We start from the raw sequence: 14,896 nt of genomic DNA on the forward strand, positions 1-14,896 counted from the left end.
AATGACCGCCATTGCTGCATCGCACCCGGCAATCCCCGCTGATAGCACGGCGCAAAAGCTGTCACGTATCAAGGCGATCGTGGCTGCCTCGTCGGGAAACCTGGTCGAGTGGTATGACTTCTATGCCTACGCGTTTACCTCGATCTACTTCGCGGCCGCGTTCTTCCCGTCGGGCGACCAGACCAGCCAGTTGCTGGCGACGGCCGGCATTTTCGCCGTAGGGTTCTTCATGCGGCCGCTCGGTGGCTGGCTGTTCGGCTGGATCGCCGACGCGCATGGGCGCAAGAATTCGATGGTGCTGTCTGTGCTCCTGATGTGCGCCGGATCGCTAATGATCGGGATGCTGCCCACCTACCAAACAATCGGCGCCGCGGCGCCTGCGCTGCTCCTGTTTGCGCGCATGGCACAAGGCCTGTCGGTCGGCGGCGAGTATGGAACGGCGGCAACTTATATGAGCGAGATTGCCGGCAAGGGCAACCGCGGGTTCTATTCGTCCTTCCAGTATGTCACGCTCATCGGCGGGCAACTTCTCGCGCTCCTCGTTGTCGTGGTTCTGCAACAGACATTGTCGCTCGACGAGTTAAAGGAATGGGGCTGGCGAGTTCCGTTCCTGTTCGGAGCCGTCGCAGCCGTTGTGGCCTTGTATCTTCGCCGCTCGTTGCAGGAGACGGCGTCGGCCGAGACCATGCATCGCAGGGAGGCTGGTTCTCTATCCGGCCTTTGGCGTCACAAGCGCGCTCTCCTGATCGTTCTAGCATTCACGATCGGCGGGTCGCTGTTTTTCTATACGTTTACGACCTACATGCAGAAGTTCCTGGTCAACAGCGTCAAGCTGGATGCCAAGACGGTCAGCTCGATCATGACCGCCGCCCTGATCGCCTTCATGCTGCTGCAACCGGTGTTCGGTGCACTCTCGGACCGGATTGGTCGACGCAACAACATGCTTCTGTTTAGCGGATGCGCGACGCTCGCCGCGGTGCCGCTGTTGATGATGTTGTCCAGTACGACCAACGTCTACGCCGTCTTCGGCCTGATCATGGTCGGTCTCATGATTGCATGTTTCTACACTTCAATTAGCGGCGTCGTGAAGGCCGAGCTGTTTCCGCCCGAGGTGCGCGCTCTTGGGGTCGGGCTTCCTTACGCCATCGCAAATGCGATGTTTGGCGGAACCGCCGAATACGTTGCGTTGTCACTGAAATCGTCCGGATACGAAACGGTATTCTTCTGGTACGTCGCTGCGATGGCGTGCGTCGCCTTTATTGCCTCGCTCTGGATGCCAGATACGAGGACGCGAGGCTATCTCGAAGGCGATGGCCGGATCTGAATCGAACACCACGGGCTTCGTCCATGCGTGTGACGGTGTCTGCTGAGAAGTGAATTGAAAAAGGAGTCGCGCTAATGCCGAAGGGGTCAGATCTATTGGTTGCCGCACTCGAGAACGAGGGCGTCGACCGAATTTTCGGCGTTCCCGGTGAAGAGAATCTCGACGTCGTGGAAAGCCTGCGCAACTCGTCGATCAAGCTGATCTTGACACGCCACGAGCAGGGCGCGGCCTTCATGGCCGCGACTTATGGACGGCTGACCGGGAAGCCCGGCGTGTGCATCACCACGCTGGGCCCTGGCGCATTGAACCTGACGACTGGCGCCGCCTACGCGCTGCTCGGCGCCATGCCCATGATCATGCTCACGGGTCAGAAGGGCATCATGAGCAGCCGGCAGGCCAAATTCCAGATTGTCGATGTGGTTAGCGCTTTCAAGCCGTTGACCAAGCTGTCGCTCCAGATTGTCAGCACGACCAGCATTCCGACGATCGTTCGCGATGCCTTCCGGATCGCCATGGAAGAACGCCCGGGTCCGGTGCTGCTCGAATTGCCGGAGGACATCGCCGGCGAAGAATCCGAGGATGTCGCGATGGTGGCGCAGCATCCGATCGAGATCCCGGTCGCCCATCGTGCCTCGCTGGACCGCGCCGCCGACATGATCCTCAAGGCCAAGCGGCCATTGATCATGCTCGGTGCCGCGGCATCCCGGCCGCGGAGCACGGCGGGCATTGGCGGCTTTGTCCGCCGCACGCAAATTCCGTTCTTCACGACGCAAATGGGTAAGGGGACCGTACCCGGGGGCGGCAATCTCTATATGGGGACGGCGGCGCTCAGTGAACGTGACTACGTCCACGAGGCCGTTGATCGTGCCGACCTCATCATCGCGATCGGCCACGATACGATCGAGAAGCCGCCGTTCATCATGGGGCCGAAGGGTCCCCAGGTGATCCACGTCAGCTATACGCCCGCCAACGTGGAGCGGGTTTACTTTCCGCAATGCGAGGTGGTTGGCGATGTAGGGCCCAGCCTGGAACTGCTAGCGGATCGCGTGGAGGGTCGTCTGCACAACGCCGGCGCGTTGCTCGGGCTTCGCGAAGGCATTTTGAAGCGGATCACCGACCGCAATACCGAGGATCGCTGGCCGCCGACCCCGCAACGCATCGTGCACGATGTGCGAAAGGTCATTCCTGAGGACGGCATCGTCGCGCTCGACAACGGAATGTACAAAATCTGGTTCGCCCGCAACTACCGCACCTATGTGGCGAACACGCTGCTGCTGGATAATGCGCTGGCGACAATGGGCGCCGGGCTGCCATCCGCCATGATGGCGGCGATGCTGCATCCGGAACGTCGCGTGCTCGCGGTTTGCGGCGACGGCGGCTTCATGATGAATTCGCAGGAGATGGAAACCGCGGTTCGCCTTAAACTGAATCTCGTCGTGCTTATCCTGGAAGACTCTGCTTACGGCATGATCCGCTGGAAGCAGGCGGTCGATAGTTTCCCGGATTTTGGCCTCACGTTCGGCAATCCGGATTTCGTCAAATATGCCGAGAGCTACGGCGCGAAAGGCTCGCGGGTCGAAAGTACGGATTCATTGATTCCGACACTCGAAAACGCGTTCAAGGGCGGCGGTGTGCACCTCGTCGTGGTGCCGATCGACTACAGCGAGAATACGCGCGTGCTGGTGGATGAACTTCGCGAGAAGCTGAAACAGGTCGTTGAGCCGACCGTGTGAGCCGTCGGCAAGGGTCAATTGATGAGCTGAGCTGAAATTGGCGTGATCGCAAACGCCGGCAATGGAGAGTGCAATGAGTGAGCAGATCAACGAGCAGGCCGAGAAGATGCGGGAAATGGCGCAGACCACGCTCGACAAGGCGAAAGAGGCTGTGTCGAAATACATAACCGAATCCCAGAAGTTGAGAGAGAAGGCCGATTCCAGCGTTCGCTCAACCTATTCGGCGGCCAAGGAGATGAACGAAAGGGCCGTCGCGTTCGCCGAGGAAAATGTGGCTTCGGGCTTCGAGCTTGCGCAACGGCTGTTGCATGCCGAGGACCCGCAGGAAATGGGTGCGGTTTATCAAAGCCATCTCAAGGAGCAGATGGAAAAAATGAACGCACAGTTTCGCGAGCTTGCGAGTGCGATGAGCCAACCGTCGACCGTCGACCTGAAAAAGTAGGGTCAGTCGCCTCAAAGCGAAATAAAATCGCTTGATCACGGGATGTTGCCTGGACGCAGTCCGAGCGCGGACGATGCAACATCCTCTCAAGGCAATTGCATCCGGTGCGCCGGGGAGGCTCCATGGTGGGCACGGAAAAGTCAGATACGTTGATCCATGACGTACCGGCCGGCTGGGCACGGCGCGCCCATGCCGACGCTGCGAAGTACGGCAGCATGTATGCCCAGTCGATATCGACGCCGGACGCTTTCTGGGAGGAGCACGGCAAGCGGATCAACTGGATCAAGCCGTTCACGAAGGTGAAGAACACGTCCTTCGCGCCCGGCAATGTCTCGATCAAGTGGTTCGAGGACGGCACCACGAATGTGGCGATGAACTGCATCGACCGGCATCTTGCCCGGCGTGCCAGTCAGGTCGCGATCATCTGGGAGGGCGACGATCCCGCCGAATCCAGGCACATCACCTACGCGCAGTTGCACGATCAAGTCTGCCGCTTCGCGAATGTCCTGAAAAGTCACGGTGTGAAGAAAGGCGACACCGTCACGATCTACCTGCCCATGATTCCGGAAGCCGCCTACGCCATGCTCGCCTGCGCGCGGATCGGGGCGGTCCATTCCATCGTGTTCGGCGGGTTCTCGCCGGATGCCCTGGCCGGGCGTATCGAAGGCTGTCAGTCCAAAGTCGTGATCACCGCCGATGAGGGGTTGCGTGGCGGCCGCAAAGTACCGCTGAAGGTCAGTGCCGACGATGCGGTGAAGAAGGTGGCCGGCATCGTGAAGACGATGATCGTGGTCAAGCGCACCGGCGGTGCAATCGACTGGGTCGACGGCCGCGACGTCTGGTACGCGGACGAGGTGGCAAAGGCCTCGGCCGATTGCACGCCGGTCGAAATGAACGCGGAGGACCCGCTATTCCTTCTTTACACGTCGGGTTCAACCGGTGCTCCCAAGGGTGTCGTTCACAGCACGGGTGGCTATCTCGTTTTTGCGTCGATGACGCACCAATATGTGTTCGACTACCACGACGGCGACATCTACTGGTGCACAGCCGATGTCGGCTGGCTCACCGGCCACAGCTACATCGTCTACGGCCCGCTGGCCAACGGCGCGACCACGCTGATGTTCGAGGGGATACCGAACTATCCCTCGACATCGCGCTTTTGGCAGGTCGTCGACAAACACAAGGTCAACATCTTCTACACCGCGCCGACCGCGATCCGTTCGTTGATGGGTGCGGGCGAAGAGCCGGTCAAACAGACCAGCCGCGCATCGCTGCGGTTGCTCGGCTCGGTCGGCGAGCCGATCAATCCGGAAGCCTGGGAATGGTATTACCGCGTTGTCGGAGATCAGCGCTGCCCGATCGTCGACACTTGGTGGCAGACCGAGACCGGTGGCATCCCGATCTCGTCGCTTCCCGGCGCGACAGCCTTGAAACCGGGCTCAGCGACCCTGCCGTTTTTCGGGGTGAGGCCGGAGGTCGTGGACGCAAATGGTGCGGTGCTGACGGGTGCGTGCGAAGGCAACCTCGTCATTGCCGATTCCTGGCCGGGACAGATGCGCACGGTCTATGGCGACCACGAGCGCTTCATGCATACCTATTTCGCAACCTATCCGGGCAAGTATTTCACTGGCGACGGCTGCCGCCGCGATGCCGACGGGTACTACTGGATCACCGGTCGCGTCGACGACGTCATCAACGTATCCGGCCATCGCATGGGGACGGCCGAAGTCGAAAGCGCGCTGGTGGCCCATCAGAAAGTTTCCGAAGCCGCCGTTGTCGGTTTTCCGCACGACATCAAGGGGCAGGGCATCTACGCTTACGTCACCTTGATGGCCGACGCGGAGCCATCCGGGGAGTTGCGCAAGGAACTGGTGGCCTGGGTCCGCAAGGAGATCGGCCCGATCGCCGCACCTGACGTCATTCAGTTTGCGCCGGGTCTGCCCAAGACCCGCTCTGGCAAGATCATGCGTCGGATTTTGCGCAAGATCGCCGAGGACGAAGTTGGCGCGCTCGGCGACACCTCGACCCTGGCCGATCCCGCCGTGGTCGATGATCTGATCAAAAACCGCCATAGCCAAAAGGCGGCGCCGAAATGAATATCGACGCGATTTCGATTGGCGACAATCCACCGGAAGACATCAATGTCATCATCGAGGTTCCGATCGGCGGTGAACCGATCAAATACGAAATGAACAAGGCGGCCGGCGCGCTGTTCGTCGATCGCTTCCTGTATACGCCGATGCGCTATCCAGGAAATTATGGCTTCGTGCCGCACACGCTTTCAGACGATGGAGATCCGATCGACGTGCTTGTGGCCAACTCGCGGCCGATCGCTCCTGGCGCTGTGATCAATGTCCGGCCGATCGGCGTGCTCAGGATGGATGACGATGGCGGCGGGGATGAGAAGATCATCGCCGTGCCGATGCCGAAACTGACGATGCGCTACGATCATGTCCGCGGGATCGCCGATATGCCGCAAATCACGATCGAGCAGATTCAGCACTTCTTTGAGCACTACAAGGATCTGGAGCCGGGGAAGTGGGTGAAGGTGATCGGATGGGGCGACAGTGCCGAAGCGCGCCGGCTGATCGTCGAGGCAATCGCGCGGGCAAAGAGCTAAAACCGAGATGTGGGCAACGATATGAGACTGGTTCTGTTGGGGCCGCCAGGCGCAGGCAAGGGCACGCAGGCGACGAGGATCGTCACTCGATTTGCGATCCCGCAATTGTCGACCGGCGACATGCTGCGTCAGGCGGTCGCGGAAGGCACCGCTGCGGGATTGCGCGTCAAGCACATCATGGATCGCGGTGAACTTGTGCCCGACGATGTCGTGGTATCGGTGATCGCCAATCGTATCGATCATTCCGACGCGGCAAACGGCTTTATCCTTGACGGTTTCCCGCGCACGGTCGCGCAGGCCGAGGCGCTCGATCGGGAACTCGCCACCCGGAGCATCAAGCTCGACGCGGTACTTGAGCTCGAGGTCGACGAAGATGCACTGCTCGAGCGCATCAAGGGGCGCGCCGACGAGGCGGCAAGCCGCGGCGAGCCGGTGCGCCGCGACGATAATCCCGAGGTCTTCAAGACCCGGCTCGACGTTTATCGCGAGCAAACCGCGCCGGTCACGGAATACTACCGGTCGCTGGGACTGCTCAACATCGTCGACGGTTTGCAGCCGATTGACGCCGTGACCGAACAGCTCGCCGCGGCGCTTGCGGCAGTAATGTCCGATCAGATCAGGAGTGATGTCAGATGAAAGCTTTTACCTTCCAGGCGCCGCCCAACATCCTGTTCGAGGCAGGCGCATCGAAAAAGCTGGCGGAGTTGGTTGCGGGATACGCGGCAAAACGTGTCCTGCTGGTGACCGACAAGGGTGTACGCAATGCCGGCCTTACCAAAAACGCCGAGGCTGGCCTGATTGCCGGCGGCTGCGAACTGACAATATTCGAAGATGTGGAGGCGGATCCGCCGTCGCATATCATCGAGCGGGCGGTCGCACTTTGCCGTGACAAGGACATCGAGCTGGTTGCCTCGATCGGCGGCGGCAGCGCGCTCGATACCGCGAAGTTGGTGGCCTATCTGGCCAAGACGCCTGATCGCCTCGAAGATATCTACGGCGTCGGCCTTGCGAAGGGCGAACGCCTTCCGCTGCTGCTGGTGCCGACAACGGCCGGAACGGGCTCGGAGGTAACCCCGATCGCGATCGTCACCACGCCGACGACCGAGAAAAAGGGCGTCGTTGCGCCCCGCCTGCTCCCTGACTGGGCGATCCTCGATCCGGAGCTGACACTCGGCCTGCCCGCGCATGTCACCGCGGCGACCGGCATCGACGCCATGGTCCATGCGATCGAAGCCTATACCAGCAAGCATCGGAAGAACCCGATGTCGGACCAGTTGGCGCGGCAGGCTCTCGCCCTGCTGTCGGCGAATGTCCGGACGGTCTGTGCGGACGGATCTAATCTCGAAGCGCGGTCGCAAATGCTGCTGGGTTCGATGCTGGCTGGCATGGCGTTCGCCAATTCCCCGGTCGCCGCCGTCCACGCGCTGGCCTATCCGATCGGTGCGCTGTTCCACGTGCCGCATGGCCTGTCGAATGCCTTGGTGCTGACCCAGGTGCTGCGCTTCAATTTGCCGGAGGCAGAAAGCCTCTACGCCGAACTGGCGCCGATCGTCGATCCCAAATCGGAAGGAATGAGCGTCAGCCAGCGGGCACGGCTGTTCGTCGATGCGATCGCGGCGATCTGCCGGGATTGCAACGTGCCGGCCTCGCTGGCCGATGTCGGCATCGCGAGGGGCGACCTGAAGAAGCTCGCCGAGGATGCGATGAAGCAAACGCGGCTTCTCGTCAACAATCCCAGGGAATTGGGCTTCGACGATGCGCTGGCGATCTACACCGAGGCTTTCGGCAACCGCGCGGCGGCCTGAGCGGGCACAAAGAGTGAGCAGCATGAGCGAGAAGGATAAATCGGCTACCGCTGAGTCCGATCCCGGCCTGGAATGGGCGAAGCTTTGGCAGACGATGGCCGAATCCTCGAACCGCATGGTCGAGGCGTGGTCGGGGTCGATGGCACCGTTCATGCTGGCGCGTTTGTCGGAAAAGCCGGGTGGTTTTGGCGACGGCAACGAATTGTCGGCGGCGATCGAGCGAATGGCGCAGGGCCCGAGGCTAGCCGACGTCTGGGACATCGACCGGAAAATGGCGTTGGCCTTTGGCGCCTGGATCGAGATGCGTCAGCGGCTTGCGAGCTACAATGCGGTCGCCGCCGCTCCGTGGCCTGAAGCGTCGAAGCGGTTTTACGAGACGATGTCCGCAACGGCTACCGGTGGCTCCCCGCATCCGGAGTGGCGCGAGGCGTTCGCCAAATGGAGCGAAATCTCCAACGAGGAACTGATCCGTAACCAGCGCACCGACGGCTTCTTGCAAGCTCAGAAAGAGTTACTCCAGGCGGGACTCAAATTACGGAGCCGGCAGGATGACGTGGCTGAAGCGGCGTCAGCCATGTTGGGCCTGCCGACTCGCAAGGACTTCGACGACGTGACGCGGCAATTGACCGAACTCCGCCGTGAAGTCCGTACGCTCACCCGCCAGATGCGTGACCAGAAGAGCGCAGGCGCACGATGAGCGACCAGGAGAATCAGACCTCGCGCTTCGCCCGCGACATGGCGGCCAACGCCGAGAAAATGTTCAAGGCGACACAGCTGATCGCCAATACGCGGGATGAAGACGTCGCCATTGGCACCACGCCGAAGCATCTCGTCATGCGCCGCGACAAGGTCGAGCTGTTCCACTACGAATCGATGGCGGAAGCGACCGCGAAGACACCCGTCCTTTTAGCCTACGGCCTGATCGGGCGGTATACCATGGCTGATTTACAGCCTGACCGCTCGCTGGTGCGCAGCCTGCTCTCAAAAGGGCTCGATCTCTGGCTGGTCGACTGGGGCCAGCCGGGCCGAACCGAGCGATGGCTGAAAATTGATGATTACGTCGATGACTACATCGATGCCGCAGTCGACCGCATCGCGCAGGAAACCGGCCATGACAAGATCACGCTGCTCGGCATCTGCGAAGGCGGCGTCTTTACGACGTGTTACGCTGCTCTGCATCCGGAAAAGGTGAAAAATCTCGTCATCACCATCACCCCGATCGACTTCCATGCCGACGTCAAGGACAAGGCCGCGCACCACGGCTTCCTCAACCTCTGGACCCGCAGCCTCGATCCTGATGACATCGACAAGCTGGTCGATACCTATGGCGTGCTGCCGGGCGAGTTCATGAGCTCGGTATTCTCGATGATGACGCCGATGCGCTCACTGACGAAGTACAATGTCGATCTCATCGACGTCGTCGATGACGAGGCCAAGTTCATGAATTTCCTCCGCATGGAAAAGTGGCTCGCGGACCGTCCGCATCATCCCGGCGAAGCGGCGAAGCAGTGGCTGAAGGATCTCTACCAGGAGAACCGCCTGGTCGATGGCAGCTTTGAACTGTCCGGCCGTCGGGTCGATCTGAAGTCGATCACGGCTCCCGTGCTGAATGTTTTTGCGCTGGATGACCATATCATTCCGCCGGACTGCTCGCGCGCGCTCGGAGCGAAGATCGGCAGCACGGATTACACTGAAATTCCGCTGCCCGGCGGCCATGTCGGCCTGTTCGTCTCCAGCAAGTCGCAGGGCAAGCTGAGCCAGAGCATTGCCGACTGGCTGGTCGCCCGCGACGCCAATCCCGGAAGTGAAGCCTGATGCGCAACAAGATCGTCGACGCCGCAGAGGCGGTGGCCATCATCCGTTCCGGTGACACCGTCGCCTCGTCCGGCTTCGTCGGCGTGGGAACGCCCGACGAGATCATCAAGGCGCTGGAGCGGCGCTTCGTGCAGACCGGAGAGCCGCGGGACCTTTCGCTGGTGTTCGCGGCGGCGCCGGGGGACGGCGCAGATCGCGGCCTCAACCGCCTGGCGCATCCCGGCCTGATCAAACGCCTGGTCGGCGGACATTTCGGCCTGGTTCCGAAGCTCGCCCGGATGGCGGTCGACAATCACGTCGAGGCCTATAATTTGCCGCTAGGATGCGTATCGCATCTGTTTCGCGAAATTGCGGGGCGCAAGGCCGGGCTTCTCTCCAAGGTCGGGCTCGGCACCTTCGTCGACCCGGCCAATGGCGGGGGAAAGCTGAATGCGCGCACCACCGAAGAGCTGGTGCGGCTGATCGAAATCGACGGCGAACAATGGCTCTTCTACAAGGCATTTCCAATCAACGTTGCGATCATCAGAGGTACCACCGCCGACCACAACGGCAACATCTCGATGGAGAAAGAGGCGTTGACCCTCGACAATCTGGCGCTGGCAACGGCCGCCAAGAATTGCAAGGGATTCGTCATCGCGCAGGTGGAGCGCATTGCCGCCTCCGGTTCGCTCAATCCGCGTCATGTCAAGATTCCGAGCGTGCTGATCGATTGCGTCGTCGTTGCCCAGCCCGAAAACCATGTTCAGACCTATGCCACCGGTTACAACGGAGCATTCTCCGGCGAATTGCGCGCGCCGGCCGATCGCAATGTTCCGATGGCGCTGGACAACCGCAAGATCATTGCGCGCCGCTGCGCCCTGGAATTGCCGATGGGCGGCGTGGTCAATCTCGGCATCGGCATGCCCGAGGGCGTTGCGTCGGTTGCCGCCGAGGAGAAGCTATTCGACTTCGTGACGCTGACCGCCGAGCCCGGCATCATCGGCGGTATTCCGCAAGGCGGCCTCGATTTCGGCGCTTCGATCAATGCAGAATCGATCATCGACCAGAACCAGATGTTCGATTTCTACGACGGCGGCGGGCTCGATCTGGCCTGTCTCGGCATGGCTCAGGTCAATGGCCGCGGCGACGTCAACGTCAGCCTGTTCAATGGCCGCCTGGCCGGCGCCGGCGGCTTCATCAACATATCCCAGAATGCGCGCCGGCTGATCTTCGCAGGCACTTTCACCACCGGGGGGCTCAAGACCTCGGTCGTGGATGGTCAGCTCAAGATCCTCAGCGAAGGCAAGTCCTCGAAATTCATCGACAAAGTGGATCAGATCACGTTTTCGGGCCAGCTTGCCGCAACCAACAGGCAGCCCGTTCTCTATGTGACCGAGCGATGCGTGTTCAAGCTTACCCAGGAAGGTCTCGAACTAACGGAGATCGCGCCGGGTGTCGACATGGAGCGCGACATTCTCGCGCTGATGGGCTTTCGCCCCATCATCCAAGCGCCGAAATCCATGGATGTTTCGCTGTTCAGCGAAGCGCTGATGCAGCTCGACGACCGGCTGCTCAACAGGCCTCTCGCGGAGCGGCTGTCGTACGATGCTGATCGCAACACACTATTCCTCGGGCTCGACGGCTATCGGGTCCATAGAGATGCCGACGTCGAGGTAATCCGGGCGTCGATCCTCGAGCTCTTCCATCGTGTCGGACGCCGGTTTTCCGCAGTCGTCAATTACGATTCGTCTTACATCGCGCCCGACATGGCGGACAAATGGTTTTCGATGGCCGCGGAGGTCGAGCGGACCTGCTACGATCATGCATCGCGCTACACCACTAGCGCATTCATGCGTCTGAAGCTCGGCGACGCGTTGTCACGTCGCGACGTCGCGCCGCATATCTTCGAGACCTCGGCCGATGCTCATCGGTTTGTCGAATAGACCGATGCGGCTGAAATCCAGGGAGGTGCGCCCCGCGGATTGGCCTGAAGGACGGCAGATGGCGCCCGACCGTATCGGATCGGTGCGCGGGCTGACCCGCCGCAGCTTCCATCGCATCGCATTCACGGATTGGGGACCGGCGTCCGCGGTGCGGCCAGTACTCTGTGTCCACGGATTGACGAGAAACGGCCGGGACTTCGATCATCTCGCCGCAGCTCTCGCCAGCGCGGGCCGGCGCGTCATTTGCCCGGATTTGCCGGGCCGGGGACAAAGCGAGCGGCTGCAGGACAGCAGCGACTATGCCTTGCCGCAATATTGCAGCGATATGACAGTGCTGATGGCAGGCCTCGGTGCAACGGAGATCGACTGGGTCGGCACGTCGCTCGGTGGCCTGATCGGGATGGTGCTGGCCGCCCTTCCGGGCAGTCCGATCCGCCGCATCGTCATCAACGATATCGGACCCTATCTGCCCTGGACTGGATTGCTTCGTCTCGGTGCCAATCTCAACGAGGCGCCAAGATCCTTTGAGACGATCGAACAGGCCGAAGGCTACTACCGGCGGGTTCTGGCGCCTTTCGGGCAATTGGAGGATGCGCACTGGCGGCATCTGACAACGCATAGTGTGATCTGGAGCGCGGAGGGGCGCTGCTTCAGGCCGCTGTGCGATCCGAATATCGCCCATGCCTTTCGAAACCCCTGGCACTACAGCATCGATCTCTGGAAATACTGGGACGCGATCGACTTCCCCATTCTTGTGATACGCGGGCAGCAATCGGATTTGCTTCCCGAAGCCGTCCTCAGGGACATGATGCGGCGCAATCGCAATGTCCGCGTCCACACCCTTGCGGATTGCGGCCATGCGCCGGCCCTGATCGCTGACGACCAGATCGAGGTCGTTGCGCAGTTTCTGAGCCGCAACGACCCCACTTAACCGTGAGCGCTTTATGCCGAACCGCACCATTAACGGTGTTAATTCCAACCTGGCTGTACTCACGATGATGTCGAAACTCATACTCGCCAGGACCGGTACGCGCGCCGTCAGGTTGACCTTGTGCGCCGAGTCCTGTGCTCAGCCGCTGCCTACGTCGTCGGATCACGCGAACGAATTGCAACCCCCCGGCGTCGAATACTAGTACAGCGCTGGAACGGCGCACCACTGCGGAGGGAAAGAAGAACGTGATCCCGCCGGCGGTCGGCGATACGGCGAGGTAACGCCAGTCGTCAATTGCGCCCGGCGGAACCGCCCCAATCAGGATATCGCGAGTGATCCCGCCCGTGTTCGCTGCCACGAACGACAGCACAAGCACACCGAACAGGTCCAGCTTGCGCTTGACGCCAGCGATTGCTCCGCTCAAGGCGAAGACGAACGTACCTGCAAGGTCCAAGAAATAGGGTAGCGCAGCGCCTGCAAGACCTGCTTCCTCGCTTGTCAAATCAATCCTAGAATAGAGACCCCTTCTTTAGACGCAGCGTTCGTTTGATGTTGATCGGCTCCGCCGCTATCAAGCCGGCCCCACGACCACAAGCGTCACTGCGCGCATCCGCCTTCGCCGGCTTTACAGGGAGGAGCTCGCCGATTCGGATATCTGAACCTAATGGCTCAAAGGAGGCACAGCCAGAACGTCCACATCGACGGACCGCAGAGTTTCCTCCGTTACGCTGCCGATGAATGTTCGAAACAGTCCCGTCCGGCCGTGCGTACCCATCAAGAGCAAGTCTGGCTGCTCCTCTGCAACAGCGCGAGCGATAACTTGCGTCGGCACACCCTCGGTGACCCGCAGCGACCAGGGTCGAGTGTCAAAGCCATTCGCAACCAGAAACTTACTCAGCTCCTCCATTGCTCGTTCGCGCTCGTTCTCCACGTATCTCCTGACGATGGAGGGGTCCGCACCAGTGGTCTTCAGGCGTGCTTTTCCCATTGCCGAGAAGGCGTGAAGCAGCGATGTCCGGTCGTCTCTAAGAAATCCGGCGGACAGGCCGATTCGGATCGCATCAGCCGATGTATTTGACAGATCCGTCGGGACTAAAACGCGCTCGTACTGCCGCTGGGCCTCGTTGTTCACCATCAAGACCGGATACTTGCCTCCACGAATTACACGCTCGATTGTGGTGCCTGTGAAGATATCGCGCAGAAACTGCTTACGATGGGCTCCCATTACAACCAGATCCGCGTCGACCGCTGCAGCCGTTCGCAGTATGCCATCAAAGGGATGGCCCTTGACCACGATCGGATAGCAATGAATGTTTTGCAACTCCGGCATGGCCGCGATCTGCTCAACCAGCATCCGCTGCGCCTCACGCTCTTCGATGCGGACCAATTCCGTTGGCTGATCCTCGTCGACGACATGAACAAGGTGCAGTTTTGCATCAGGGGAGCGCACCAGGAGGCCGGCCTGCCGCAGAGCGCGATTGGACCGCGTCGAGAAATCTGTCGCGGCGACGATGTTCATGTCAGACTCCTTATGATTGCGAACGGCCGCGAGAACGATGGCTTGCCAAGTAGACCAGCGCGGCAACTGGGTTCTGTTGCGAAGGGCCTTCGATGCTGCTGCGGGCGGGCTCCAGTCGCCTGATCCAGCAATTTGGCCTGGACCGACGATCTGGAGGCGACAAGGAACAGACATCGCGCACCGCGAGCTGCGGAGTACAATATCTTTCTCTCTCATACGCAACTATTGTATGCGGTGACGGGAGGTGAACCTCCCAAGGTCACCTTTTAGGATCGTGAGGAATTGGCACTCGGCGGCGAGCGAATGCCTCGCGGAAACCATCGGGATCTGAAATCCAGATGAACATGACCCAAGAGGTCAGGACGAGCAGGGCGAAGAACACCGACATAAGAAGCTCCTGGCTTTGGTTGCAGAACTAATAAGGTACCGTCTCCCGGACGATGTGAATCGTCCGGGTTACCGGCGGATCTGCAGCTGGGTCCTATAAATCCGGCGTCGTAGCGTTGTAGTCATCACTGCCTCTGTTTGCGGTGCGGCTCGCTTGCGAGCGGCACGTGCGTTGCTCTGTCGGGCACCGAGCTTCCAGCCCTCGCGGACGCGGCATGGATTGAGTTCGGGGCTGATTGCCTATGATCAGGCGGCCAACATGCAAAGACTTCGGCGAACTCGCCTACTACTCAGCATCACGCATCATGTACTTAGAGGTGGGCATGCGATGCGGGAAATCAAATGCGACATTTAGCCTGGATTAGCCGACTGGCCGGTCAAGGAACCTGCCGCAAGAA

At 60.7% G+C, this 14,896-nt stretch carries 12 protein-coding genes and 1 pseudogene; 11 read left to right on the forward strand and 2 right to left on the reverse strand.

Going from position 1 to position 14,896, the window contains the following annotated elements; translation table 11 throughout:
- Window position 1 precedes the first annotated feature (1 nt).
- From IVB41_RS18175 to IVB41_RS18225, 11 genes are all read left to right on the forward strand, one after another.
- Complete coding sequence (locus tag IVB41_RS18175) at window positions 2-1,324, forward strand: MFS family transporter (protein WP_247433554.1); 1,323 nt, start codon at window positions 2-4, stop codon at window positions 1,322-1,324.
- A 74-nt stretch (window positions 1,325-1,398) separates the two neighbouring features.
- On the forward strand, window positions 1,399-3,057 hold the full coding sequence (locus tag IVB41_RS18180) for an acetolactate synthase large subunit (protein ID WP_027569375.1): 1,659 nt from the start codon (window positions 1,399-1,401) through the stop codon (window positions 3,055-3,057).
- A 73-nt stretch (window positions 3,058-3,130) separates the two neighbouring features.
- Window positions 3,131-3,499 (forward strand): phasin family protein, encoded by a 369-nt coding sequence (locus IVB41_RS18185; RefSeq protein ID WP_247433557.1) that lies wholly within the window; start codon window positions 3,131-3,133, stop codon window positions 3,497-3,499.
- Window positions 3,500-3,621: 122 nt separating this feature from the next.
- Window positions 3,622-5,595 carry an acetate--CoA ligase gene (gene acs / locus IVB41_RS18190; protein WP_247433560.1) on the forward strand — a complete coding sequence of 658 codons (1,974 nt, stop codon included), beginning with the start codon at window positions 3,622-3,624 and terminating at the stop codon, window positions 5,593-5,595.
- Window positions 5,592-6,119 (forward strand): inorganic diphosphatase, encoded by a 528-nt coding sequence (gene ppa, locus IVB41_RS18195; protein ID WP_247433563.1) that lies wholly within the window; start codon window positions 5,592-5,594, stop codon window positions 6,117-6,119. Before acs ends, ppa begins: the two co-directional genes overlap by 4 nt.
- A gap of 21 nt (window positions 6,120-6,140) precedes the next feature.
- Window positions 6,141-6,755, forward strand: coding sequence for an adenylate kinase (locus IVB41_RS18200; RefSeq protein WP_247433566.1), 615 nt, complete (start codon window positions 6,141-6,143; stop codon window positions 6,753-6,755).
- Window positions 6,752-7,924 carry an iron-containing alcohol dehydrogenase gene (locus IVB41_RS18205; protein ID WP_247282391.1) on the forward strand — a complete coding sequence of 391 codons (1,173 nt, stop codon included), beginning with the start codon at window positions 6,752-6,754 and terminating at the stop codon, window positions 7,922-7,924. Before IVB41_RS18200 ends, IVB41_RS18205 begins: the two co-directional genes overlap by 4 nt.
- A 22-nt stretch (window positions 7,925-7,946) precedes the next feature.
- On the forward strand, window positions 7,947-8,621 hold the full coding sequence (locus IVB41_RS18210; protein ID WP_247433569.1) for a poly(R)-hydroxyalkanoic acid synthase subunit PhaE: 675 nt from the start codon (window positions 7,947-7,949) through the stop codon (window positions 8,619-8,621).
- A complete protein-coding gene (gene phaC / locus IVB41_RS18215) occupies window positions 8,618-9,739 on the forward strand; it encodes a class III poly(R)-hydroxyalkanoic acid synthase subunit PhaC (protein ID WP_027569382.1) in 1,122 nt (373 codons plus the stop codon). Before IVB41_RS18210 ends, phaC begins: the two co-directional genes overlap by 4 nt.
- Window positions 9,739-11,661 carry an acyl CoA:acetate/3-ketoacid CoA transferase gene (locus IVB41_RS18220; protein WP_247433572.1) on the forward strand — a complete coding sequence of 641 codons (1,923 nt, stop codon included), beginning with the start codon at window positions 9,739-9,741 and terminating at the stop codon, window positions 11,659-11,661. Before phaC ends, IVB41_RS18220 begins: the two co-directional genes overlap by 1 nt.
- Window positions 11,662-11,719: 58 nt before the next feature.
- Window positions 11,720-12,592, forward strand: coding sequence for an alpha/beta fold hydrolase (locus IVB41_RS18225; protein WP_247433575.1), 873 nt, complete (start codon window positions 11,720-11,722; stop codon window positions 12,590-12,592).
- Between the two features lie 247 nt (window positions 12,593-12,839).
- On the opposite strand, the pseudogene IVB41_RS35630 reads toward IVB41_RS18225, so the two are convergent.
- Both IVB41_RS35630 and IVB41_RS18235 read right to left on the reverse strand, forming a co-directional pair.
- A pseudogene (locus IVB41_RS35630) lies at window positions 12,840-13,094 on the reverse strand (trimeric intracellular cation channel family protein); the annotation flags it as partial.
- Between the two features lie 159 nt (window positions 13,095-13,253).
- Complete coding sequence (locus IVB41_RS18235; protein WP_247433578.1) at window positions 13,254-14,111, reverse strand: universal stress protein; 858 nt, start codon at window positions 14,109-14,111, stop codon at window positions 13,254-13,256.
- Window positions 14,112-14,896: the final 785 nt, after the last annotated feature.

Origin of the sequence: Bradyrhizobium sp. 44 (assembly GCF_023073095.1) — a bacterium.
Lineage (GTDB): Bacteria > Pseudomonadota > Alphaproteobacteria > Rhizobiales > Xanthobacteraceae > Bradyrhizobium.

Bases quoted from the DNA above. Each gene is read 5' to 3' on its own strand.
- IVB41_RS18180 (WP_027569375.1), top strand. From the start codon at position 1,399: ATGCCGAAGGGGTCAGATCTATTGGTTGCCGCACTCGAGAACGAGGGC.
- IVB41_RS18185 (WP_247433557.1), top strand. From the start codon at position 3,131: ATGAGTGAGCAGATCAACGAGCAGGCCGAGAAGATGCGGGAAATGGCG.
- IVB41_RS18235 (WP_247433578.1), bottom strand. From the start codon at position 14,111: ATGAACATCGTCGCCGCGACAGATTTCTCGACGCGGTCCAATCGCGCT.
- ppa (WP_247433563.1), top strand. From the start codon at position 5,592: ATGAATATCGACGCGATTTCGATTGGCGACAATCCACCGGAAGACATC.
- IVB41_RS18210 (WP_247433569.1), top strand. From the start codon at position 7,947: ATGAGCGAGAAGGATAAATCGGCTACCGCTGAGTCCGATCCCGGCCTG.
- IVB41_RS18220 (WP_247433572.1), top strand. From the start codon at position 9,739: ATGCGCAACAAGATCGTCGACGCCGCAGAGGCGGTGGCCATCATCCGT.
- phaC (WP_027569382.1), top strand. From the start codon at position 8,618: ATGAGCGACCAGGAGAATCAGACCTCGCGCTTCGCCCGCGACATGGCG.
- acs (WP_247433560.1), top strand. From the start codon at position 3,622: ATGGTGGGCACGGAAAAGTCAGATACGTTGATCCATGACGTACCGGCC.
- IVB41_RS18175 (WP_247433554.1), top strand. From the start codon at position 2: ATGACCGCCATTGCTGCATCGCACCCGGCAATCCCCGCTGATAGCACG.
- IVB41_RS18205 (WP_247282391.1), top strand. From the start codon at position 6,752: ATGAAAGCTTTTACCTTCCAGGCGCCGCCCAACATCCTGTTCGAGGCA.
- IVB41_RS18225 (WP_247433575.1), top strand. From the start codon at position 11,720: ATGGCGCCCGACCGTATCGGATCGGTGCGCGGGCTGACCCGCCGCAGC.
- IVB41_RS18200 (WP_247433566.1), top strand. From the start codon at position 6,141: ATGAGACTGGTTCTGTTGGGGCCGCCAGGCGCAGGCAAGGGCACGCAG.